Here is a 1,547-nt window from a genome sequence, read left to right as displayed (position 1 = left end):
TCATGCATCCAATTGGTCACTAACTCTGCCTGCTTGTGTCCCATACCATCAAGGTCCCGTATCAGCACCTCCTGAAGATCTGCTTGTATTCGTGGGTAGGCAATAATTCTTAGCAAAACAAATGGGAGTAACGTAAACACAATGAGCAAAAGAATAAGCCGGGTTTTAATCGATATATACATAGTTTTCTCCGTAATTTAACGAATTTTGTACACACAGGTTCACGAACATCACATCCAATCGATGCCTCCTTTTAATACCAATGTGTCGGATAATCTCTCTTGCTCATCTTATTAAAGATCACTGCTACTGTCAGCATGATAAATATTCCCAACATAGTGGGGTTCAGGATAAACCAATATCCGACGCCCAATCCCCCCGTTTGAACAGCTACATATGCCGTTGCGCCTGCCGGGGGATGTATCGAATACGTCGTAAACATAAGAATAATAGCAAGGGCGACCGTAAGCGCAATTGACCACCATGTCACGCCAAAGAAGTCGTTGACAACCACACCGATACTTGCGCCAAGGAAATGCCCCAGCACGACATTCCTTGGTTGCGCCAGAGGCGACTTATACGCACAATAAATTAATGGCGCGGTAGATCCAAAAGATCCTAATAGCATCGGACACTTCCAGGTAAATGCCAGCAACGCCGTTATCCCTATCCCCAAAAGCGCCCCCCAGAGAGAAAGCAACACCTCCCTTGAAGTGAGATCAGGTTGTGGCGCCCTGGGTAATTTTTTTATATAGGCACTTATTCTATTTATTCCATCTAGCATCGGCATATTTTCTCTCTCCCTTTTTAAAGGTTCTTTTAAAAAGTCCATTATACGCACAAAATAATTTTTTTTATCTTCTTCAGAATGCTGTTTTACCTCGAATTTTACATCTATAACTTTTTTTACTTTGGTGGTTCTTTTCCTTTTGAACATCCGCCAATACCCTTTTGTTCCTCACTTTTCTGGTAATACACTCACAAGTTTATAGATACAACTCAGGAGAAATATTTGCCATAAAAGGTTAGCATTTTATTCTAAAGATACTTGCAAAGCAAATAGCCAGCTTACTCTGAAACATTGTATATTTTCTGCAATATTTATAGACTTAACGATACCTATACCATTTTTCACTAATTCCTCGTTTTCTTCCTAGTAACGAAAAATATACCAACTTCCCATAAGTAAAAAAAAATACCACGTATATTTTTATATAAGTGGTATTAAAACAATAGCTTATTAAATTGAGGTATTCATCGAGAGATTCTGCTATATTCTCTACACATTTATGGCAGGATAATTGTTTTAAACTAAGGATTTCACGGCAGGTGATTGCGCCAGCAGCTTTTGAAAAATGTTGTTCGACATGATTTGATATATCTTCATTATGAATCAGTTTTTTAGCGGCAAAAAGAGCCCCGCATACCCCTCCTTCAGCCTTTCCTCCACCGAACTTTTTATACTCAAGAATCTGCTGATCAGTGATGTTAAAGTCTTCCTGATAGGCCTTCAGGATTGCCTGGGCGCAATTGAAATTTTCTTTGCC

The 1,547-nt window shown here is 39.4% G+C and carries 3 protein-coding genes; all 3 read right to left on the bottom strand.

What is annotated here, in order from left to right; genetic code table 11:
- Window positions 1-182: hypothetical protein (locus tag FBQ94_RS17390; protein WP_285442321.1), on the bottom strand; the 182-nt coding region annotated here is incomplete at its 3' end.
- Between the two features lie 71 nt (window positions 183-253).
- The gene (locus FBQ94_RS17385; protein ID WP_285442320.1) at window positions 254-937 is read right to left on the bottom strand and encodes an HPP family protein; all 684 of its coding nucleotides are present in this window, start codon (window positions 935-937) and stop codon (window positions 254-256) included.
- Between the two features lie 172 nt (window positions 938-1,109).
- The coding region (locus FBQ94_RS17380) for a C-GCAxxG-C-C family protein (protein WP_285442319.1) at window positions 1,110-1,547 on the bottom strand (438 nt) is incomplete at its 5' end.

Source organism: Candidatus Jettenia sp. AMX1 (assembly GCF_030263775.1).
In the GTDB taxonomy this organism is placed as follows: Bacteria; Planctomycetota; Brocadiia; order Brocadiales; family Brocadiaceae; genus Jettenia; species Jettenia caeni.
Note: the sequence above shows the minus strand (reverse complement) of the source record. Positions and strands in the feature narration are given on the sequence as shown.